This window comes from Methylobacillus flagellatus KT (genome assembly GCF_000013705.1).
Classification (GTDB): domain Bacteria; phylum Pseudomonadota; class Gammaproteobacteria; order Burkholderiales; family Methylophilaceae; genus Methylobacillus; species Methylobacillus flagellatus.
The window spans coordinates 2,779,700-2,800,382 of the sequence record NC_007947.1; the positions used below are offsets into that span (position 1 = coordinate 2,779,700).

At 59.1% G+C, this 20,683-nt stretch carries 21 protein-coding genes; 15 read left to right on the forward strand and 6 right to left on the reverse strand.

All coding sequences use genetic code 11. From position 1 onward, the window contains the following. Nucleotides 1-218: 218 nt before the first annotated feature. Nucleotides 219-1,013: a quinoprotein dehydrogenase-associated SoxYZ-like carrier gene (locus MFLA_RS13145; RefSeq protein ID WP_011480797.1), complete on the reverse strand. Its 795-nt coding sequence runs from the start codon at nucleotides 1,011-1,013 to the stop codon at nucleotides 219-221. Nucleotides 1,014-1,136: 123 nt separating this feature from the next. Here MFLA_RS13145 and MFLA_RS13150 point away from each other — a divergent pair, with 123 nt between their 5' ends. From MFLA_RS13150 to MFLA_RS13200, 11 genes are all read left to right on the forward strand, one after another. After that, the gene (locus MFLA_RS13150) at nucleotides 1,137-1,772 is read left to right on the forward strand and encodes a TetR/AcrR family transcriptional regulator (protein WP_011480798.1); all 636 of its coding nucleotides are present in this window, start codon (nucleotides 1,137-1,139) and stop codon (nucleotides 1,770-1,772) included. Nucleotides 1,773-1,833: 61 nt separating this feature from the next. Then, nucleotides 1,834-2,337: a MarR family winged helix-turn-helix transcriptional regulator gene (locus MFLA_RS13155; RefSeq protein ID WP_011480799.1), complete on the forward strand. Its 504-nt coding sequence runs from the start codon at nucleotides 1,834-1,836 to the stop codon at nucleotides 2,335-2,337. A 51-nt stretch (nucleotides 2,338-2,388) separates the two neighbouring features. Beyond that, the gene (locus MFLA_RS13160; protein WP_011480800.1) at nucleotides 2,389-3,813 is read left to right on the forward strand and encodes an efflux transporter outer membrane subunit; all 1,425 of its coding nucleotides are present in this window, start codon (nucleotides 2,389-2,391) and stop codon (nucleotides 3,811-3,813) included. After that, entirely contained in the window at nucleotides 3,810-5,993 is a 2,184-nt protein-coding gene (locus MFLA_RS13165) for an FUSC family protein (RefSeq protein WP_011480801.1), read from the forward strand. The genes MFLA_RS13160 and MFLA_RS13165 overlap by 4 nt, the downstream gene beginning before the upstream one ends. Beyond that, nucleotides 5,986-6,183, forward strand: a complete 198-nt coding sequence (locus MFLA_RS13170; protein ID WP_011480802.1) for a DUF1656 domain-containing protein — start codon at nucleotides 5,986-5,988, stop codon at nucleotides 6,181-6,183. Before MFLA_RS13165 ends, MFLA_RS13170 begins: the two co-directional genes overlap by 8 nt. Before the next feature lie 11 nt (nucleotides 6,184-6,194). Continuing rightward, nucleotides 6,195-7,097, forward strand: a complete 903-nt coding sequence (locus MFLA_RS13175) for an efflux RND transporter periplasmic adaptor subunit (RefSeq protein ID WP_195742015.1) — start codon at nucleotides 6,195-6,197, stop codon at nucleotides 7,095-7,097. Nucleotides 7,098-7,188: 91 nt separating this feature from the next. Further along, nucleotides 7,189-7,383 carry a DUF3008 family protein gene (locus MFLA_RS13180; protein ID WP_011480804.1) on the forward strand — a complete coding sequence of 65 codons (195 nt, stop codon included), beginning with the start codon at nucleotides 7,189-7,191 and terminating at the stop codon, nucleotides 7,381-7,383. A gap of 203 nt (nucleotides 7,384-7,586) precedes the next feature. Then, nucleotides 7,587-11,063, forward strand: coding sequence for a response regulator (locus MFLA_RS13185; protein ID WP_011480805.1), 3,477 nt, complete (start codon nucleotides 7,587-7,589; stop codon nucleotides 11,061-11,063). 5 nt (nucleotides 11,064-11,068) lie between these two features. After that, nucleotides 11,069-11,929 carry a CheR family methyltransferase gene (locus MFLA_RS13190; protein WP_011480806.1) on the forward strand — a complete coding sequence of 287 codons (861 nt, stop codon included), beginning with the start codon at nucleotides 11,069-11,071 and terminating at the stop codon, nucleotides 11,927-11,929. Further along, nucleotides 11,929-12,537 carry a chemotaxis protein CheB gene (locus MFLA_RS13195; protein ID WP_011480807.1) on the forward strand — a complete coding sequence of 203 codons (609 nt, stop codon included), beginning with the start codon at nucleotides 11,929-11,931 and terminating at the stop codon, nucleotides 12,535-12,537. Before MFLA_RS13190 ends, MFLA_RS13195 begins: the two co-directional genes overlap by 1 nt. Further along, nucleotides 12,527-13,744, forward strand: a complete 1,218-nt coding sequence (locus MFLA_RS13200) for a hybrid sensor histidine kinase/response regulator (protein WP_011480808.1) — start codon at nucleotides 12,527-12,529, stop codon at nucleotides 13,742-13,744. Before MFLA_RS13195 ends, MFLA_RS13200 begins: the two co-directional genes overlap by 11 nt. Before the next feature lie 68 nt (nucleotides 13,745-13,812). On the opposite strand, the gene MFLA_RS13205 is transcribed toward MFLA_RS13200, so the two are convergent. Then, entirely contained in the window at nucleotides 13,813-14,565 is a 753-nt protein-coding gene (locus MFLA_RS13205; protein WP_011480809.1) for an SDR family NAD(P)-dependent oxidoreductase, read from the reverse strand. A gap of 115 nt (nucleotides 14,566-14,680) precedes the next feature. Here MFLA_RS13205 and MFLA_RS13210 point away from each other — a divergent pair, with 115 nt between their 5' ends. After that, nucleotides 14,681-15,580 carry a LysR family transcriptional regulator gene (locus MFLA_RS13210; RefSeq protein ID WP_011480810.1) on the forward strand — a complete coding sequence of 300 codons (900 nt, stop codon included), beginning with the start codon at nucleotides 14,681-14,683 and terminating at the stop codon, nucleotides 15,578-15,580. A gap of 1 nt (nucleotide 15,581) precedes the next feature. On the opposite strand, the gene MFLA_RS13215 is transcribed toward MFLA_RS13210, so the two are convergent. Beyond that, complete coding sequence (locus MFLA_RS13215) at nucleotides 15,582-15,872, reverse strand: hypothetical protein (protein ID WP_011480811.1); 291 nt, start codon at nucleotides 15,870-15,872, stop codon at nucleotides 15,582-15,584. A 168-nt stretch (nucleotides 15,873-16,040) separates the two neighbouring features. Here MFLA_RS13215 and MFLA_RS13220 point away from each other — a divergent pair, with 168 nt between their 5' ends. Continuing rightward, nucleotides 16,041-16,742: a uracil-DNA glycosylase gene (locus tag MFLA_RS13220; protein ID WP_011480812.1), complete on the forward strand. Its 702-nt coding sequence runs from the start codon at nucleotides 16,041-16,043 to the stop codon at nucleotides 16,740-16,742. 22 nt (nucleotides 16,743-16,764) lie between these two features. Here MFLA_RS13220 and MFLA_RS13225 read toward each other — a convergent pair whose 3' ends face one another. The 3 genes from MFLA_RS13225 to MFLA_RS13235 all read right to left on the reverse strand — a co-directional run bounded on the left by MFLA_RS13225 (nucleotide 16,765) and on the right by MFLA_RS13235 (nucleotide 18,244). Next, nucleotides 16,765-17,274: a hypothetical protein gene (locus tag MFLA_RS13225; protein WP_011480813.1), complete on the reverse strand. Its 510-nt coding sequence runs from the start codon at nucleotides 17,272-17,274 to the stop codon at nucleotides 16,765-16,767. A gap of 71 nt (nucleotides 17,275-17,345) precedes the next feature. Beyond that, nucleotides 17,346-17,882, reverse strand: coding sequence for a YMGG-like glycine zipper-containing protein (locus MFLA_RS13230; protein ID WP_011480814.1), 537 nt, complete (start codon nucleotides 17,880-17,882; stop codon nucleotides 17,346-17,348). A gap of 14 nt (nucleotides 17,883-17,896) precedes the next feature. Then, entirely contained in the window at nucleotides 17,897-18,244 is a 348-nt protein-coding gene (locus MFLA_RS13235) for a hypothetical protein (RefSeq protein ID WP_229407066.1), read from the reverse strand. A gap of 344 nt (nucleotides 18,245-18,588) precedes the next feature. Here MFLA_RS13235 and MFLA_RS13240 point away from each other — a divergent pair, with 344 nt between their 5' ends. Together MFLA_RS13240 and gndA are read left to right on the forward strand one after the other, a co-directional pair. After that, nucleotides 18,589-18,999, forward strand: coding sequence for a MerC domain-containing protein (locus tag MFLA_RS13240; protein ID WP_048811760.1), 411 nt, complete (start codon nucleotides 18,589-18,591; stop codon nucleotides 18,997-18,999). A gap of 159 nt (nucleotides 19,000-19,158) precedes the next feature. Then, nucleotides 19,159-20,670, forward strand: a complete 1,512-nt coding sequence (gene gndA / locus MFLA_RS13245) for an NADP-dependent phosphogluconate dehydrogenase (protein ID WP_048811761.1) — start codon at nucleotides 19,159-19,161, stop codon at nucleotides 20,668-20,670. Nucleotides 20,671-20,683: the final 13 nt, after the last annotated feature.

Genomic DNA, 20,683 nt, shown 5'->3' on the forward strand with positions numbered 1-20,683 from the left:
CGACCCAAGCTGCCCGCTCCTGGGATTTCCCGTTCGATGATGCATGTCGGCATGGTTCCTCCTTCAATGATGAGGTGATGATGCGATTGTGGCCGACTTAAAACCGCTAAGGCCCTGTAGTGAAGCGACACTGGCCGAGGACTCAGCCATGGGCAGCCCGTGAAAGGCAGCGCCATATCATCGCAGCGCAACTCCGCCATCAAGATAAAGTAGTGGTGCTAAAGCCTGACGTCCAGGCTGTGGGTGAACTCGTTGTCTTCATTATCGCGGATAGTGACCGTGAGCGTGCCATCCCCCTTGGCAGTGAACGGCAGGCGGAGGTTGGGGTCTTCGCTGATGCCGATGTAAGTATCCGCGGCCAGCACCGGCTCGCCATTGTACCGTACGTCAATCTTGCTGATATAGAATGCGGGGCGGAAGCCCTGCGATACCAGGTCGCGCTGCAAGCCCGTGAACATCGGGTGCTTGATTTGCAGCCTGGCATAGCGCAGGTCGCCCTCGGCAGCTTCGTTATCCAGCGCCAGGCGCATCTTGCCCGCATTCTGCCGGGCTTCCTTCTCATCCCCGTCTATCGTGCCGCCGCACCCGCCGCTCGCCCTGATCTTCGCAGCATTGACATACCATTGACCATCGCTGGTCTCGGCCACCACATGCACCAGGGAATCCGTCTCCAGGCGAATACGCGTCGCCAGCTCCGCCTTGCCGCTGTGCGGGGTGAAATGGAAGACGGCGGCAAGCGGTACCGGGTTGGCATCGACGATCACCGACACCGACTTCACGTATTTATCCTGCCCCTGGGGATGATCAATGGAAAACGCAAACGGCACCTGTGCGCCGCTTTCTGCCCGCCTGGGCGCGGTGATCTTGATCAGGTCGCTTTGCTGCAGGGTCTTTCCGGGAAACAAGTCACGCTGCATGCTCTGCCATTTCTCGTCCGTGACTTCTGCCGTGGCAGCCAGGGAACATGCCAGGCCCAGTGCGCACAATACTCCCGACAGCCAGTGTATCCTCATTGCTTTATCCATTTCATCGTATAGAATACCAACCAGTTGGTATGGTATGCCGGTATACAGATTTGTCAATAGCCTCCGCCGCGCTACCCACCCATCAGATGAGGACGACCACGGAATATCCCTATGTCCAGCCAGACCCATGCCTCCACACGTGAACGCATCCTGCATATCGCCAGGGATCTGATCTTCGCGCGCGGATTTTCTGCCATGTCAATCGACATGATTTGCGGCCAGGCCGGTATCACCAAGGGCGGGTTTTTTCACCACTTTCCCAACAAGGAAGCGCTGGGTGAAGCAGTACTGCAGCAGTTCTGGCAGGATGCGCTGGCACGCCAGCGGCAGATCCTGGAATCTGCCTACCCTACAAAGCTGGACCAGCTTGCCGCCTACCTGGAGGATGCCATTTCCACCTACCAGGACCCGCAGTTCAGCCAGGGCTGCATGCTCGCTATCTTCACCATGGGACTGGCCGAGACCAACCCGCGGCTATTCCAGGTATCGCAAGAATATTTCCAGGATTGGCGCGGGCAATTGATTGACATGCTCAGCCAGGTCAAGGAAGAACAACATCTTGCAGCATTCGATGAAACCGCCTGGGCAGAACTCTATATTGCCACGCTTGAAGGCGCCCTCCTGCTTGCAAAGGCGATGGGCGACACGAAAGTGACCGCTCGCACCCTGTCGCTTTACAAGCAGCAATTGCTGGCGGCTGCCACTCAGCCAACCATGGCAAACACCTCAAGCCCACAAAAAAATTAAGGTATTATCCCGGTCAGCTATTGACACTCTCTAAGGTACCTAACTATCATCTGTCCGTACGATGCTACTGATTAAAGAACTGCCGACCTCAGAGTCGCTGAAAAAATTTGCGGGCCATTATCCGGAAGCCGATATCGTCGCGATCTGGGAGTTCGTCAACATCCTGCGTGCCGCCTCCGATCTATCGGATGCACTGGATAAAATGTTGCAGCAGCATGGACTGCTGCAAGGTCGCTGGTGGGTACTGGTCCTACTGTTGCGTGAAGACAATCTCAGTTCCTCCCCGTCGGAGCTTGCCGAAAAAGCCGGCGTCACCAAAGCCACGATGACTGGCTTCATCGACGGGCTGGAAAGCGAAGGGCTGGTTACCCGCCTCACTGACCGCAAGGACAGGCGCAAGCTCAAGATCAAGCTGACACCGGCAGGGCGCAAAAAGCTCGACGAGGTCATGCCGGTGTACTACACCAATGTTGCCGCCCTGATGTCCACCTTGTCCCTGCAGCAACGCCAGGATGTGGTTCGCTACATGCAGACCCTGGGCGCCAACGCCGACATCATCAAGTAACACAAGCGCACCAAACCGTTTTTACATTGTTATCCTGGGCGGGAGTCCACCATGCATCGCAACATCCTCAAGGCTTTCAGCACTGCTGTCATCGCGGTGCTGCCTGGATGTATGAGCATGTCGGGAATTTCCACCACCGCACAACCTAAAGACACCGCCCAACTCGAAGCAGGCCACGACATCTCCGAGGCCCGGCACGACCTGCCCTGGCCCGGGGAGGCATGGTGGCAGGTTTTTCAAGACCCGCAGCTCGATGCCCTCGTGAACCACAGCCTGCAGCAGCATCCGGACATCCGGGCGGCACGCAGCCGGACTGCCATTGCCGAAGCACAGGCCCAGGCCGCTGGCGCCCTGCTCGCCCCGCAAGCCAGCGCCAACGGCACCTTGGTGCGCGAGCGCTTCACCTCCCTCCAGTTCATCCCGCCCCCGTGGGCAGGACATACGGAATGGAACAACAAAGCCACTCTCAATCTCGGCTACGACCTTGACCTTTGGGGACAACGCGCGCAGCAATGGCAGAGCGCGCTCGACCGCACCCAGGCCACTGCGGCGGAAGCGCAGCAGGTCAAGCTCAGCCTGACCACTGCCCTGGTGATGCAATATATCGCGCTTTCCCGCGCGCATGCGCTGCATGACATCACTCACCACAGGCTGGACATTGCGCACCAGCAGCTGGACATCCGCAAGCGCGCGCTGGCCGCTGGGCTGGGCACCGAGATCGAGGTCACCGAGGCGGAATCCCTCATCCCGGCATTGCGGGCGCAACTGGAAGCTGGCGACGAGCGCATCACCCTGCTCCGGCAGCAACTTGCAGCCTTGGCGGGCGAAGGGCCGGGTTATGCCGAACGCCTGCATCCGCCCAAACTCTCCCTGGATGCCGACATCGGCCTGCCCGATGCCCTGCCTGCCAACCTGGTCGGCCGCCGCCCGGATATCGTCGCGGCAAAATGGCGGATTGAAGCAGCCCGGCACAATATCGCCAGCGCCAAGGCCGCGTTCTACCCCAACATCAACCTCCTGGGCTTCGTGGGCCTGCAAGCCATGGGCTTCGGCAAGATCCTCACCGAAAGCGGCATGGTGGCAGGCGTTGGCCCGGCCCTCTCGCTACCCCTGTTCGATGGCGGACTGCGCCGGGGCAACTTGGCTGCGACGACTGCAGATTACGACCTGGCAGTCGAGCAATACAACAGCATCCTGTTGCAGTCCCTGCAGGAAATCAGCGCACAACTCGTTACACTGCGCTCCAACGCAATCCAGCATGCGGAGCTGCTTGATGCCCTGCGTCTTGCGCAACGGTCCAGAAAGCTTGCCCTGACCCATCACCAGGCCGGGTTGGCCAACTACCTCCAGGTGCTGGAGGCAGAACACCACGTGCTCACACAACATGCCGCCCTGGTCGATCTCGAAGCTTCCCGGCTCAGCGCCTATGCAGACCTGATGAAGGCGCTGGGCGGCGGCGCCGGACAGCCACAATGAGCCGCGGCAATACCGGGCTGGCCTTCATGCGCCGCACGCGCTGGCGCTACATGCTGCTGGGCATGCTGCGGGACTGGGTGCGCGAGGATGCCCAAACCCTGATTTATATCGGCAAGGTACTGCTGGCATGCATGCTCGCCATGTGGGTATCACTCAGGTTCGAGCTGGAGCAGCCACGCACCGCGCTGCTGACTGTCGCCATCGTCATGCAGACCAGGACCAGCATGGTGCTGGCCAAAAGCTACTACCGCTTGATCGGCACCCTGGTCGGCATTGCCACCTCCGTGCTGCTGGTCGCCCTATTCGCGCAGGAACGCGTGCCCTTTCTCGTCTACCTGTCGCTATGGATCAGTTTCTGCACGGCTGGCTCCATTGTATTTCGGCACCACCAGTCCTATGCCTTTGTCCTGGCAGGCTATACGATCTGCATCGTCGGCCTGCCTGCCACGCTCAATCCCGGGCACACCTTCGATATCGCCATGACACGGCTTTCCGAGATCATGGTCGGGCTTGCGTGTGCCAGCCTGGTGAGCGCGCTCGTGTTTCCCCAGGGGGTCGGCGAGCTCCTGCGCAACGCCGTGCGCAAGCGTTTCCGCGACTTTTCCCGGCTGCTGTGCAGTCTGAACCGCGAGAAGCTGGATGAACCAGCCGGTCAGGCAGCGACGCTGCGCATGGCGAGCGATATATTCGAACTGGAAATATTCCATGCCTCCTCATCCATGGAAAGTAGCCACTCCCGTGCCTACCGCGAGCAGCTCAACATGCTGAACTCAGAATTCATGGCGGTCAGCACCAGTTTTCACTCTTTCGAACAATTGATGCGACGCCTGCATACAAGCGGTCACCCGCAGGTGGTAGACAGCCTGATGGTCCTGTTTGCCCCGATCCAGTCGGCGGTGCTGACCCACAGGCGTGAAGCGCAGGACGAGCTTGAAGCCAGGCAGGTAGCGCTCACTATCGATGCATTGGTGCAGCGATGGCCCACCCACCTGAACGAGGTCAGATCGTCACTGCCCAGCACGCTTACCGATAATGAGAAGCTGGATTTCGCTACCGGGGCGGAGCTGAGTCTGCGCATACTCTCGGAGCTGCATGCCTATGTTCATACCTACGCCAGCATGCGTAAACCAGAAAAAATGGGCATATCCAAACCCAGGCGCAGCCCGCGACTGGGCATGCACTTTGATCCGCTGGCCGCCTTGCTGGCAGGATTACGTGGGGGATTGGTGTTTGCGGTGATGTCCTTCCTCTGGATCGCCTGCGACCTGCGATCAGGCATTGAAGCCATCACCATCGCCACCATTGCGAGCACGCTGTTCGCCTCATCGCCGGCGCCCGGCAGGACGGTACGCCAATTCATCATCGGCGCTGTGATTGGCACGGCACTGCTTTATATATGCAACTTCCATCTGCTGACGCAGGCGCAAGGCTTCGTCATGCTAGCGCTGGCATTGTGCCCCGCGATCGCGATCGCGGCCTGGTTCACCACCAGGCCTGCCATCGCCGTCATTGGATCGGGCATCTTCATTGTCTTCTTCCTGCACATCGGCTTCAACAACGTGTTTGCCGCCGATCCGGTCAATTTCATTAACGAAGCGATCGCGGATCTGCTCGCCATCATGCTGGCAGGCCTCTTCTACAGTCTCATCGACCTGACCAACGACCTGTGGTCCCGCACCCGTGTCGCCCAGGCGTTGCGTGAGCTAATTCGGGATGCCTGCATCCAGACACCTCCGCCGGCGCGCGCCAAGCTTGAGGCCCATGCGCGGGAACTGCTCCTGCGCATGGGATCGGCACGCCGCGTGGCAGATGCCAAGGACAAGGAGGTGGTCGACTGGTTGCTGTCCACCCTGGAAATCAGCCAGGCCGTCATCGCACTACGTTTGGAATTAGACCGCACTGACGACGCCATCATTCGCAGCTCCATCGACCAAAGCCTGCTGCAACTGGCCCGGCTGTTCGCACAGCCCAGCAGCACGTTGCGGAGAAGCGCCATCACCTCGATCGCTGCCAGTATCGAATATCTGCAATCCAAGGCTCCCTTAGGCATCCCCAATCATGGGCAATTGCTCACCATGCTGCACTTCATCCATGGGGCGCTCCTGGACAAGGACTCGGTGCTCACACCCATCGCGCCGCTGGAGGATTCATCCATACCCGGAGCGCTGCGCCATGCCTAGAGAACTCGCCTTTCTCGATGCCTTGATGCCCACCCTGGTGCTGGCTTTCCTGGCCGCATTGATGCTGTATTGGCTGCTGGACAAGGCCCTGTTGTGGCTAGGCACCTATCAATTCATCTGGTATCGGGCACTGTTCCGCCTGGGCCTGTTTGTCTGCCTGTTCTGTTCGCTCGGGCTACTGATCTACTGACTGGAATGCATATGAAAGACCTTTACAAGCACATCCTGCGTATTTCTCTCACACTACTCGTCGTGGTGACCGCCGTGATCATGGGGCACATGCTCTGGGTACGCTACATGGACTCGCCATGGACACGTGACGGCAGGGTGCGTGCCGATGTCGTCAATATCGCCAGCGACGTCTCCGGCCTGGTCACCGAAGTCGTGGTGCACGACAACCAGTTCGTGAAAAAAGGCGACGTATTGTTCCGTATCGACGCCGAGCGCTACCACCATGCCCTGGAAGAGGCAGAAGCCAAGCTGGAGCAGCGCAAGATCAACCTCGCCCTCAAACGGGGGCAGTCCACGCGGCGCGCCATGCTCGACGACCAGGTGATTTCACGCGAGGACCGGGAGGATTCCGACCTGATCACGCTGGCAGCCAAGGCTGACCTTGACCAAGCCCGTGCCGAACTCGGCCATGCCAGACTCAACCTCGAGCGCACCGAGGTGCGGGCGCCTGTCGACGGCTGGGTATCCAACCTGCTGGTGCGGCCAGGAGATTATGCCCAGGCGGGCGAAGCCAAGCTCGCGTTGATCGACCAGAAATCCTACTGGGTCTACGGCTACTTCGAAGAGCACAAGCTCGCCCTCATCCATGTGAACGACCCGGCGGAAATCCGCATGCTGGGCACCGACTTCGTCCTGCACGGGCATGTCGAAAGCCTCGCGCGCGGCATCACCGACCGCGACAACCCAACCGATGTCAGGCTGCTAGCCAACGTCAACCCAAGCTTCAACTGGGTGCGCCTGGCCCAGCGCGTGCCGGTGCGCATCCATATCGACGACATTCCCGAAAACGCCGTGCTGGTCGCCGGCATGACCTGCTCAGTGATCATACATCCCGTCGTAAAAGCCACTAAAACGGCCATGCCCCCTGCTTGATTTCTCCCACAGCAAGAAGAGACATTGGCTGACTGCCATACACCTCACATTTGCGCACACTGAACGCTCCCAGGATTGCAGGAGAAGCGTCATGCCAGCAAAATCCAAGGCACAGCAAATGGCTGCCGGTGCCGCGCTCGCAGCCAAACGTGGAGAAGCCAGCAAAAAAGACCTGAAGGGAGCTTCACGGAGCATGGTCGAGAGCATGAGTGAACAGGAACTTGAGAAGCTCGCCTCCACCAAGCACAAGGGCAAGCCATACAAAGTGGAGCGCGATAGCCACTGATGAGGTAACGCAAGAACCGCAAGCCCTGCCTTGCGGACACTTGACGTAGGACGCGGTTACCCGACTTTGTAAGACTATTCCTACTTTAGCGAAAATCGCTGCTTATTTACTGGAATTATCGCGATATTCAGCGCTTTTGGCGCCTGCACGCCTCTCAGTTGCGCTACACTAACGCATCTTGAGATCTGCAGGATAAGCATTTCATGAGCGGTTATCAGGCTAATAATATCGATCAAACCAGTTTCAAGCGCATCCTGCGCCGCAACATCATGCTACCGCTCGGCGTCGGTATCGCGAGCGCTGCGCTTTTCGTCATCCTCATCTTCAACCTTCTGGACTCCATGAACTGGGTGGAGCACAGCGAACGCGTCATCGGCAAGGCCCAGGAAGTATCCAAGCTGGCGGTGGATATGGAAAGCGGGATGCGAGGCTACCTGTTGAGCGGCGATAACAGTTTCCTTCAACCCTACCTGCTGAGCAAACCCAAGATTCAGGCTGAAATCTCGGGATTGGCGTTGCTGGTCAAGGATAGCCCTGCCCAGACGGACCGCCTCAAGCGCACCCAGGCCTATATCGACCAATGGCATGAATACGCCAGCCAGATGATCAGCAAGCGGCAGGCCAGCGAGGATTTCATGCCCATACTACGTCAGGGCAACGGAAAAATGCAGTTCGACGCGATTCGCAATGAACTTGCCGCATTCGTCGCCGAAGAAGAACGCATACTCAAGACCAGGAGCGACAGCGCTCGCAAGACCACATCCTTTTCGCTGGCCTCCTACCTGTTGTTCGTGCTGGGGCTGACCGGGTTCCTGGGCTACTTTGGCCGCCGCGAGTTGCTGAGCCTCTCCCAAAATTATGAAGAAGTGCTGCGCCACCAGCAGGAACATGCCGATCACCAACAACGGCAAACCTGGTTGCGTACTGGCCAAACCGCGTTGGCTGAGCTAGGCATCGGGCAGATGGCATTACCGCAGCTGGGCCGCACCTCTCTCGACTTTCTGGCCCGATACATCGGCGCTCAGGTAGGCGCGATGTATGTACGCGAAGACGATGGCGCACTCAGGCGCTTTTCCACTTATGGCTTTAGCCCTGAGCACGAGCAGCAAGATTCTGTCATACGCGCTCATCAGGGTTTGCTGGGACAGGCCGTGGCAGAAAACCGCACCCTCGACCTTGACGACCTGCCGAGCGACTATATCAAGATCAACTCGGCCTTGGGCGACGCCACGCCACGCCACCTGGTCATCGTGCCGATCAACAATGACGGACGCATCAATGGTGTGATTGAGCTGGGCTTCATGCGCAAGCCCGAGCCGCTGGACATGGAGTTTCTTTCCTTGATTTCCGGCAACCTGGGGATCGCCATCGAGGCCGCATTGTCGCGCCAGCGCCTGCAGGATCTGCTGGCTGAAACCCAGCAGCTCAACGAGGAACTGCAAGTACAGCAAGAAGAACTGCGTACCAGCAACGAGGAGCTGGAAGAGCAGTCCCGTATCCTGGAAGAATCGCAAGCCACCCTGGAAAATCAGAAGGCCGAGCTGGAGCAAACCAATGACAAGCTTGCCGAGCAGGCGCTCAGGCTGGATGAAAGGAACGCCGCATTGCAGGAGGTGCAGGCCCAACTCCGCGAAAGGGCGGAGGATCTCGAGCGGGCAAGCCAGTACAAATCGGAATTCCTCGCCAACATGTCGCATGAGCTGCGCACGCCGCTCAACAGCTCCCTCATCCTCGCCAAACTGCTCGCCGACAACCGTGAAGGCAACCTCAGCGAGGAACAAGTCAAATTTGCGCAAACCATTTATTCCGCCGGCAATGACCTGCTCAACCTGATCAATGACATTCTCGACATTTCCAAGGTAGAGGCCGGCAAGCTGGAACTGAAGCCGCAGGAGCTCGCCGTCCAGCACTTGGCAAACTCGCTGCAGGCCGTATTCGAGCCGCTTGCCCAGCAGAAAAAGCTTGATTTCAGCATCGATATCAGCCCGCAAACCCCGGATACGATCTATACAGACCGCCAGCGTTTGGAACAGATATTGAAGAACTTACTCTCAAATGCCATTAAGTTCACCGATAAAGGCAGCATTTCCCTGCATATCTCCAACAATGCACATGACCAGATCAGCTTCACCGTGAAAGATTCGGGCATCGGCATAGACCCGAGCATGCATGAGGCCATCTTCGCGCCGTTCCGCCAGGTGGACGGCACCTCCAGCCGGCGCTATGGTGGCACCGGCCTTGGCCTGTCGATTTCCCGCAACCTCGCTGCCCTGCTGGGAGGTTCCATCAACGTGGAAAGCGCACGCGGCGAAGGCAGCAGCTTTACGCTGCTGGTGCCCAGGCAATGGCAGCCTGCCGCCATGCTGCCGCCGCCCCAGCCATCGCCTGACCCAATACAGCCTGTGCAGCAGCAGGAGCCGCCGACAAAACAACCGAAACAGTTCTCAGGCCCGACATTTCCCGATGACCGCGAACAGGCCCACGGCTCCAAGCGGCTGGTGCTGGTGATCGAGGATGAACCTGCATTTGCGCGCATCCTTTTCGACCTCGCGCATGAGATGGGTTACCAATGCCTGGTGGCGCATGCTGCCGACGAAGGATTGCTTGTTGCGGAAAAATATCAGCCACAGGCCATTCTGCTGGATATTCGCCTACCGGACGAATCCGGACTCAGCGTGTTGCAGACCCTCAAGCAAAACGGACTCACTCGCCACATCCCGGTGCATGTGGTATCCAGCGAGGACCATAGCGAAGCCGCGCTTCACCTGGGTGCCATCGGTTATGCGCTCAAGCCCACGACGCTGGAGGAATTGAAGCAGGTATTTGCACGACTGGAAGAAAAACTCTCGCAGAAAATCAAGCGCGTACTGTTGGTCGAGGATGATGCGCGCCAGCGCGAGAGCGTGCATCAGCTGATCGCCGATGACGACGTGGAAATCATCGCGGTAGAATTCGGCGAGCAGGCGCTGGAGCAATTGCGCCACAATATCTTCGACTGCATGATCATCGACCTCAAGCTGCCCGACATGCAGGGCAGCGAGCTGCTGCAACGCATGTCGAGCGAAGACATCTGCGCCTTCCCGCCCGTCATCGTCTACACTGGCCGCAACCTCAGCCGTGACGAAGAGGAAGAACTGCTGAAATACTCGCGCTCCATCATCATCAAGGGCGCGCGCTCACCCGAGCGCCTGCTGGACGAGGTCACCTTGTTCCTGCATAAGGTGGAATCCGAACTTTCCAGCGAGCGGCAGCGCATGTTGCAGGCCCTGCGCAGCCGCGAGCGCGTGTTCGACGGACGCCACATCCTGCTGGTGGATGACGATGTGCGCAACGTGTTCGCGTTGACCAGCGCCCTGGAACAGAAGGGAATGAAGATTGAAGTGGCGCGGAACGGCCTTGAAGCCATAGAAAAACTGAACCGGATTCCCGATATCAACCTGGTGCTGATGGATGTCATGATGCCCGAAATGGACGGCCTGGAGGCCACGCGCCGCATCCGTGCCGACAGCCGCTTCGAGCGTCTGCCTATCATCGCCATCACCGCCAAGGCCATGAAGGATGACCAGGAGCAGTGTATGAAGGCCGGCATGAACGACTATCTTGCCAAGCCCATCGAACTGTCACGCCTGTATTCACTATTGCGTGTCTGGCTACCCGCCGGGCTCAACCACACTGAGTGAGGCACATGCAGCAAAAAACTGTCCATAGTCCGGAACAGCCTCATGCCCACATGAGCACGCTGGACATCGAATTGCGCCTGCTGGCAGAAGCGATCTACCTGCGCTACAACTATGATTTCCGCGATTACACCGGCTCATCGCAGAAACGGCGCGTGGTACAGGCCGTCCGCGCCTTTGGCTGCAAGTCTGTCTCGGAGCTGCAGGCGCGCATCCTGCACGACGCGGACTTGTTCATGCAGCTGCTGCAATTCCTTACCATCCCGGTGAGCGAAATGTTCCGCGACCCCGGCTATTACGCTTGCCTGCGCGAGGAAGTCCTGCCTATCCTCAGGACCTATCCTTCGCTCAAGGTCTGGGTCGCAGGATGCAGCACGGGTGAGGAAGTGTACTCCTTGGCCATCCTGCTGCGCGAGGAAGGCCTGCTGGAGCGGACCATCATTTATGCCACGGATATCAATCCGGTTTCGCTGGACAAGGCGCGAAGAGGCGTTTTCCCGTTGGCACGCATGCAGCTGTACACCAAGAACTACCACGATTCCGGGGGAAAGCAGGCGTTTTCCGACTACTACACCGCCGCCTACAACGGCGCACTGTTTGACCGCTCTCTATGCGAAAACGTCACATTTGCCGATCACAGCCTTGCCACCGACAGCGTCTTCTCGGAAACCCACCTGATCTCCTGCCGCAATGTGCTGATTTACTTCAACCGCAAGCTGCAGGACCGCGCACTGGGGCTGTTCCACGACTCACTCTGCCATCGCGGCTTTCTCGGCCTGGGCAGCAAGGAAAGCATCGATTTTTCCGAGTACAACAAGCATTTCGAAGCCGTACAGAAACGTGAACGCATTTTCCGCAAGGTGGAGTGATGCAGAAAGCATTCTGCCATCTCCTGCAACAGCGCATGATCCGCGCGGTCGTCATCGGCGCTTCCGCTGGCGGCGTCAACGCCATGCTGAAGCTTTTTCATCGCCTGCCGGCACGTTATCCCATGCCTATCGTGGCGCTGCTGCACATGCAGCACATGCGTGATAGCAGGCTGCCGGAGTTGTTCCAGCATCACCTGAGAATGCCAGTGAAGGAAGCCGAGGACAAGGAAGAGATTGCGCCCGGCACCTTGTATTTCGCCCCGCCCGGCTACCATCTGGCGATTGAGCACAACCTGCAGTTCTCGCTGAGCTGCGAGGCGCCCTTGCACTTTTCGCGGCCTGCCATTGATATCCTGATGGAGTCCGCCGCAGATGCCTATGCGGACACCTTGCTCGGGATCCTGCTCACGGGCGCGAACCCGGACGGCGCTGCCGGCTTGCGGGCCGTCAAGCAGGCGGGCGGCCTCAGCGTCGTTCAGGACCCGGATGAAGCGGAAATAGACTACATGCCGCGCGCAGCCATCAGCCTGCAACAGCCCGACCTGGTATTGCGCCTCGCAGACATCGAACAATTATTGATCTCATTGGGAGAAACTTATGTCCACTGATACGGAGCTGCTGCCCAGCAAGTTGCTGATTGTGGATGACCTGGCGGAAAACCTGCAGGCGCTCTCTGCCATCATCCGTGGCGAGGACCGTGTCATTTACGAGGCAAGGTCGGGAGAGGAAGCCCTCGCATTGATGCTGGAGCACGACTTCGCCTTGGCCATCCTCGATGTGCAGATGCCGGGCATGGACGGTTTCGAATTGGCCAACTTCATGCGCGGCACGGCCAAGACGCGGGACATTCCCATCGTGTTCGTCACCGCAGCGGCGACTGAGTCCAACTTCGACTTCCGCGGCTATGCCACTGGCGCCGTCGATTTCCTTCACAAGCCCCTCGACATCGGCGCCGTCAAGAGCAAGGTCAACGTCTTCGTCGCCCTGCACCAGCAACGCATGGAAATCCAGCGCCAGGTCGCTGCGCTGGAAGCCAGCCGGAAAAAGCAGGAATCCCTGCTTGCGGAACTGCGCCACACACAAGCGGAGCTTGAGAAATCCATCACCATCCGTGACAACTTCATCTCCATGGTGGCGCATGAACTGCGCACCCCGCTCAATACCCTGTTCTTGGACGTGCAGGTGCGCACCCTGCAGCTGGAACGCGGCAATCTCGCCGCCTTCAGCCAGCAGGAACTGCAGAAAATGACGGAACGTGACCGTCGCCAGATCAAGAACATGATCCGCCTGATCGACGACATGCTGGACCTCACGCGCATCTCCAGCGGCAAATTGTCCGTGCGGCCAGTCAGCACCAACCTAACCGAACTACTGCAGCGCCTGGTGCACGACCTGACACCGCAGGCGCAGGCCTTGGGTTACACCCTGGAACTGGCAGCGGAAGAGCAAATCCATGGCGAATGGGATGCCTTCCGCCTGGAGCAGATCATTGCCAATCTGCTGACCAACGCCATGCGCTACGGCAGGGAAAAGCCCATCCGCATCTCGCTGAAGCGACAAGACGGTCACGCCCTGATTGCCGTCAAGGACCACGGTGTAGGCATTTCTCCTGAAGATCAGGCCCGTATCTTCCTCGCCTTCGAGCGTTGCCAGGGCAACCAGGTGAGTTCAGGATTGGGGCTGGGGCTGTATATTGCCCAGCACCTAGCAGAAGCGCACCACGGCAGGATCACCGTGCAAAGCACGCTCGGTGAAGGCTCTACCTTCACACTTCAATTACCGCTGCATGTCCAGCCGCAGGCGCTCCGAGCCTGAGGGAACGCAAGCCGCACCGCGGGTCATGGCAAAATCCCGGCGCAATAGTACCTGCACCGGGAAGCAGCCTACAGGAACATCCCGCCGGACGCCTCAATGCGCTGGCCGTTGACCCAGCCGCTTTCTTCCGACAGCAGCACCGCCACCAGGCCGCCGATATCATCGGGCAGCCCCACGCGCCCCAATGCCGTCTGCTCGGCCACGAAACGGTTGAGGTCCGCATTGTCGCGCACCGCACCGCCACCAAAATCCGTGGCTATCGCCCCCGGCGCCACAACGTTGACGCGAATGCCGCGTGGCCCCAACTCCTTGGCAAGATATCTGGTCAGCACCTCGACCCCACCCTTCATCGCAGCATAGGCTGCGTAACCCGGTAGCGAGAACCGCGTCAGGCCGGTGGAAATATTGAGAATATGCCCGCCGTCCCGCAGCAAGGGCAATAATGCCTGGGTGAGGAAAAACACACCCTTGAGATGAACATTGGCCAGCGCATCGAATTGTGCTTCCGTCGTCTCGGCAATCGGGCTGTGGATGCCCATCCCGGCGTTATTGACCAGGAAATCGAAATCCTGCCTGCCCCATTGCTGTAGTACCGGGCGCACCTCGGCGGCAAAAGCCGCGAAACTGCTGCTGTCGCCCACATCCAGCTGCAGGGCGGCAGCCTTTGCGCCAAGCTCACCGATCTCGGCGACCACGGCGTCTGCCTGCTCCCTGCCATTACGGTAGGTGATGATACTGTCCACACCTTTACGTGCGAGATGCAACGCCATGTTGCGTCCCAGCCCTCGGCTACCGCCGGTGATCATTGCAATCTTGCTCATTACATTGTCTCCTTCATGAATGATGTGGACATAGTCTATTGCGACAACAAATCGTGATAAATACCCACAAAATGATTACACTGTTCACTTTAAATGAACAAAATAGGCACTCCTCTTGGACAAGCTGCATGCCATGACGGTATTTACCCGCGTTGCTGAGCTTTCGAGCTTTACTCAGGCAGCCACCAGCCTGGGATTGCCCAAGGGCAGCATTTCCATGGCAGTGCAGAAGCTGGAGGCGCATCTTGGCACCAGGTTGTTGCAGCGCACCACGCGCAAAGTCGTGCTCACGCATGACGGAGAATTGTTCTATCAGCGCTGCAAGGATTTGCTGACCGATATGGACGAGCTCGAATCCATGTTCCTGCTCGACGAAACAGGCATTCAGGGACGCATACGTGTGGATGTGCCGCTTGCCGTCGCACGCGAAGTGCTGATGCCGCACCTGCCTGCATTCCTACGGCAGCATCCCGGCATCAGAATCGAGCTCAGCAGCACTGACCGCAAAGTGGACCTGGTAGCGGAAGGCTTCGACTGCGTGATACGCGTCGGCAGCCTGGGTGACTCGGGACTGGTCGCACGCCAGGTCGGCCTCCACCCCATCGTCAATTGCGCAAGCCCGGCATACCTGCAACAGCACGGCACGCCGCAAACGCTGGACGAGCTGACGCGACATTTCGTAGTGCATTACACGCAAGTGCTGGGCTCTGAGGAAGCCTACTGGGAGTACGTCCAGGGAAGCGACATCATCCGCATGAAAATGCAGTCCATCATCACGGTCAACAACAGCGACGCCTATACCCAGGCATGCCTGGCAGGCCTGGGTATCATCCAGGTACCACAGGCCGCAGCCCGGCCCTATATCATGCAAGATAGGCTGGTCGAATTGCTGCCGGAATACCGCGCAGCACCGATGCCAGTCTCCATGCTGTACCCGAACCGGCGTCACCAACCTCGCCGGGTCCGTGTCTTCATGGACTGGCTGGTTGACCGCTTACAGGACTACCTGGCCTGACTCAATTGCTCGCCAGGCAGGAGGCAAGGTAGTTCCGCCGCGTATCACCGTCGAGGTTCATCGCCGTGGCACTGATCTGGCACTGCTTGCGGGCCTGGTGCGCCGCCTCGCTCACAGAGGACAACACACAATTGTTGAGGTAGTGCTCACGCACCTGCCCGTTGAGATTCATGGCGGTTGCATTCACATGGCAGGCCTTCATGATCTGGAATTCGTCTTCCGCCAACGATGTGGCATTGGCAGGCAAAGCGGCCCAAAGGGACAAGGATAGGGTAGCCAGGGTTTTCATCATGCTTTCTCCATAGTATCGAACTCGCATCACCGGCAAGTCTGGCGCCCGCCTCGATGGTTCTTGCGCTCAGAAAAATCCTCCCTGGAACGATATTACGCCTTTTGCGCTTGCCCGGCAGCAATGAATTTAGTACCGTAGCCCGCATCATTCTCCCCTGGTTGAACGACAATGAGCACAATGCTGGACCCCGTGACCCATCCACGTCCGGAATCACTCCCGCCCGCCTGGGTGGAGGCTATTCCTGAATTGCAGGCGCTGTACCACAGCATCAGCGCCAGCCTGGAACCAGAGCAGGATGTACGTCCGCGCCGGGGACTATGGTTCGAAGCATTGCGCCAGGTCGAGCCAGCAGCGGCAAGGGTGGTACTGCTGGGACAGGATCCCTATCATGGTGAGGATCATGGCATCCAGCAAGCCCATGGCTTGTCATTCTCCGTACCGGAAGGCGTCAGGCCACCGCCCTCGTTGCGCAACATGCTCAAGGAAATGCAGACGGATGTGGGCCAGACCCTGTCGAGCGGCAACCTGATGCCGTGGGCGAAGCAAGGGGTGCTGTTACTCAACGCCTCGCTCACCACGCGCGGCGGCGTGGCAGGCGCCCATAGCAAGATATGGCAGGCATTCACGCATGCGGTCATGCGCTATCTGGGCCAGCGCGAAGCGCCGCTGGTATTCATCCTGTGGGGAAACCATGCGCAGCAGTTTCGCCCGCTCATTGCGTCCTGGCACCAGGTCATCAGCTCGGCACATCCTTCACCGCTATCCGCCCACCGCGGATTTTTCGGCAGCCAACCCTATTCCAGGGTCAATGCTGCGTTGCGCAAGCTTGGGCTGGGCGAGGTGCAGTGGGGAGAGCCGATAGCCCGCTGAACTGCACTGTCCAGCCCCGGCGTTACCTTGCCAGCAGGTCTATCGCCGTCAGGATGACATAGGTGGTAGGATCGTAAACCACGTTATAACCTTGGTAGTAGCCGATCACATATCCTGGCGGCGGCGGTGGCAACGTGCGCAGCACATGGACCGGTACGGGAGTGATATAGGGACGATACGCGGGCAGGACGGCGTAGCCGGCGCGGAAATCCGGCCTGCGGTCCCACCTGACCCCGCGCAGGCTGCGCTGGTATTGCGTATACAGCCTTGCCCTGTCCTGGTCGCGGAATTGATAGTGCACGTTCTGCTGCACAATCACGGGACGCGCACCGCGATCCCAACGCCTGTCTTGCTGCCGGTACTGCCGGTCGCCATGACCACGGTCATGGCCTCTATCCCAGCGTTGCTCCTGACGCTGCCCCCGATCATGCCTGTCGTCCCGGTCCGCATAGGCGGCCGCCTGGCCGAGCATGCTGGCAATCAATACCATGCCAAGGGCTGACCAAAGCCTGTTTTTATTCACCTGTTTCATACTGTCCTCCTGATCCTGCGTTCTCGAACGCGCTGTCTATCCCCGATACATGCAAACAACTTGAAAATGTTCTATTCCCGGTAATCCGGCGGTACGCCGGCCGACAACGGCTCGCCGCGATATCCCGGTGGCGGGGGCGGAGGCGGCACGCTGCGGCGCACAGGGGCCGCTTGCTCGCGGACCTGGGCCAGCCTGCCCGACACCGCCACCTTGTGCCCCTTGGCGTACATGCATTGCGTATAGGCATTGTCGTAACGCGCTTGGGAAGCCTGGTAGGAGTCCGCCGCCATGCCGGTACCGGCCATGGTGCCGACCAGCAAACCGGAACCCGCGCCGACGGCAGCCCCTTCATGCCCGCCGACCGCGGCGCCGAGCAAACCGCCCACCACCGTGCCCACTGCGGCACTGGTCACTGCGCTATCCTGGGCCGCGGTCTTGGCAGAGCCGCTTTGCTCCAGGCCGAACTGACGGCAAATGCTGTCGTCATAGCGGAATTGGTCGAAACTCTTGGTGCTGCCCGGCAGAGCCATGCGACTCGGGCCGTCCGGGGGCAAGGTGGCGCAGGCGCTCAACAACAGCAACGGAATCAATGCGGCAACGCGTTTCATGATGCATCCCTCCATTACCGTGCCGGCTGCGGCGCAACCTTTTGCCAGCCGGCAGGGCATTCCTTCACATAGGGATAGTAACCTTCCGGCTGCTTGCAGTAATACCAATACCCGCTATCCGCCGCCTCGGGCGCGGCGCTTTGCTGCGGAACCTGCTCGATGTAGACCGGCGGCGGCACGGGTGCCGGCGCGGGGGCGACGATCACGGGCGGGTAATAGGGATAGGTAGGCACTGCGTAGTAGGGGCGCGGATAATAGGGCCCCCAGCCGGGTCCATAGCCTGGGCCAAAATAAAACCCGATATTGGGGCCGCCATGACGGTGCCCGCCCCGCCATGGGTCAGCCTGGGCACTGACGCTCATCAGCAAGCTGCCGGTCAGTGCAAGAAGTATCATCGACCGTTTAGAGATTGCCACCATACACCTCGATTCGTCCCTTGTTTGGAAAGTAAACATAAGACTGGCAAGGCTGAGCCTAAGTTTGTAGGGCCAGTGTAAAGTTAGGTAATTCTGGGTAAACAATCCCCTGACAGTCATATCCCAGCTAGCAGGCTCTTTTCTCAGTCGGCTGACTGGCAGACACGGCAGGCAAAAAACAACCACAGACTGAGAAAAACCGCCGGTTCCCCGTGTCATAAAATTGCAACACAGTTGCTCCATGCCACGCATTGGGCTAGAATCCACATTCGTTAACCTCTGCAACTGTGGTGCACATCATCCGCCTCACCGATCCAAAATTCCTTAGCTGGGACAAATTCGGCAATTTCGTCTCGCTGCTTTGCCTGATCCACTGTACCGTGCTGCCCTTGATCGCCATGATCCTGCCGCTTTCCGTGTTCCTCGATGAGGCTGTGCACGTCTGGCTGTTCATTGCCCTGCTGCCCGCAGCCATTTTCGGCGCATGGTCGGGCTGGCGACATCACGGCGACAGCAAGCCCAGCCTGTTGCTGGCTGCCGGGCTGGCCTTGGTCGGCATCGCGGCATTCGCGCCCATGGACACCGCCGCGGAAATTGCGCTGACAATACCAGGGAGTTTGCTGCTGATTGCAGGACACACACTCAACCGCCGCCTCAACCTCCTTTCCCACCTGACCGCCACCACCACGGCAAACTCCTAAAAAATCACCATTATTACCGGCGTTACCGGAACTTTGGCTTTGTAGGTTTCTCCATAAAGGTCTATAGTCTGGCCTGGGAGCATTCTTACCGGTCTGTATATGATCGCGTGCTGTTTGGCTCTCGTTCCTATTCACCCTAACTCAAAAGAAGCAATCATCATGAGTACAAATACCGCAGATATTGGCCTCATTGGTTTGGCAGTCATGGGGCAGAACCTGGCACTCAACATCGCAGATCATGGCTACACGATCTCCGTCTACAACCGCGACCCGGAAAAAACGCGCAAATTCATCGCCCACTGCAAGGAAAACGAGCCTTCTGCCGATAACCTCAAGGGTTTCGAGGACCTCGCCACCTTCGTATTGAGCATCAAGCGCCCCCGCAAGATCGTATTGCTGGTGAAAGCGGGCAGCGCCACCGATGTCACCATCAACGCATTGGTACCCTTCCTGGAGGAAGGCGACATCATCATCGATGGAGGCAATGCCCTGTGGACGGATACCATCCGCCGCGAAAAGGAACTGCGCGCGAAGGGGCTTGAATTTATCGGCTCCGGCGTGTCAGGCGGCGAGACCGGCGCACGTTTCGGCCCATCTCTCATGCCGAGTGGCACGCGCAAGGCATGGTTCCACCTGGAGCCCATCTGGCGCGACATTGCCGCCAAGGTGGACCCACGCACTGGCAAGCCTATCGAAGGCGCCGCACCGGGCAAGCCGGTACAGGGCGGTTTCTCCTGCGCAGAGTATATCGGCCCTGATGGCGCGGGCCATTATGTCAAGATGGTGCACAACGGCATCGAATACATCGACATGCAACTGATCTGCGAAGCCTACTGGCTCATGAAGAACCTGCTCGGCATGCGCGCGGACGAAATCGGCCAAGTATTCGAGGAGTGGAACAAGGGCGAGCTGTCGAGCTTCCTGATCGAGATCACCGGTGACATACTGCAACAGAAGGACCCTGCCGGAGACGGCTTCCTCGTGGACAAGATACTGGATGCCGCGGGCCAGAAGGGCACCGGTCAATGGACCGCCGCCAACGCGCTAGAGTTGGGCTCTCCAGCCAATGCGATTGCCGCCGCCGTCTTCGCCCGCGCACTATCCACATTGAAGGCCGAACGCGTCGAAGCCAGCACTATCCTCAAAGGGCCCACGGTGAAGCTGGAATCCGATCGCGAACAACTGATCGAGGCGATCCGCAACGCATTGTATTGTTCCAAGATATGCGCCTATGCACAGGGCTTCCAACTCATGGACAAGGCGCAGGTCGCCTACAACTGGAAGCTCAATTTCGGCGAGATCGCGCAGATATGGCGCGGCGGCTGCATCATCCGCGCCCGCTTCCTGCAGAAGATCACCGATGCTTACGCGCTGGATTCACGCCTCAAGAACCTGATGCTGGACCCTTACTTCACTGAAGCGCTCGATGAAGGCCAGGCAAGCTGGCGGGAAGTGGTCACGCTAGCCGTGCGCAACGGCATCCCGGCCCAGGCGTTCTGCGCAGCGCTGTCCTATTACGACGGCTACCGCAGCGCATCGCTGCCGGCCAACCTGCTGCAGGCACAACGCGACTACTTCGGCGCCCATACCTACGAGCGCACGGATCAGCCGCGCGGTGAATTCTTCCATACCGACTGGCCAGAGCCTGGACGTCCGCAGTTCAAGGTATAAGCCCACCCAGGGC